Genomic DNA, 591 nt, shown 5'->3' on the forward strand with positions numbered 1-591 from the left:
GCGTCGGCGGTGGACAGAGGCGGCTGGTGGTTCAAGGATGTCGTGTTCCGAGTATTTTTCAGGGGGTCCATGGTAGCGCATCGCTTTGCTGGGCGGAGGGAGCGAAAGGCGCGCAAGCGCCTGATTTCTGGTTTTTTTCGTCTAAGGACACGTAGTCACACTACCCAACTGGTGGGGTTGTGTAGTCGCCGTCTGCGCTGTCTTTCATGGGTACGGTCGCTGGAGAATGACCGCTCATGCAGGATGAATCGTGTCATCACGACCGCGACTCGTGTGAGCCACGTCGACTACAGGCGACAGCCGGTGACGCTTGAGGTCTTCCCGAGTGTCGCACAGACGAAAACGCCGCCGCTCCCAGTGGGAGGCGGCGGCGTCGATCTGCATCCCACCCCGTCATCGACGGGGTGGCTCAGGCGGTGATCAGCCCAGCAGCTTGTTGGCGCGTTCGACCACGTTCTCGACCGTGAAGCCGAAGTGCTTGAACAGGTCGCCGGCCGGCGCGGATTCCCCGAAGGTCTCCATGCCGATGATGTCGCCGTTCAGGCCGACATACTTGAACCAGTAGTCACGATGACCGGCTTCGATCGCCAC

The 591-nt window shown here is 61.1% G+C and carries 2 protein-coding genes; both read right to left on the reverse strand.

Annotated features, from left to right (window positions below; genetic code table 11):
- Window positions 1-234 precede the first annotated feature (234 nt).
- Window positions 235-384 carry a hypothetical protein gene (locus HUS66_RS17375; RefSeq protein WP_175072447.1) on the reverse strand — a complete coding sequence of 50 codons (150 nt, stop codon included), beginning with the start codon at window positions 382-384 and terminating at the stop codon, window positions 235-237.
- A gap of 36 nt (window positions 385-420) precedes the next feature.
- A partial coding sequence (locus tag HUS66_RS18180; RefSeq protein WP_175072448.1) for a transketolase-like TK C-terminal-containing protein occupies window positions 421-591 on the reverse strand: 171 nt, incomplete at its 5' end.

This window comes from Onishia taeanensis (genome assembly GCF_013349955.1).
In the GTDB taxonomy this organism is placed as follows: domain Bacteria; phylum Pseudomonadota; class Gammaproteobacteria; order Pseudomonadales; family Halomonadaceae; genus Onishia; species Onishia taeanensis_B.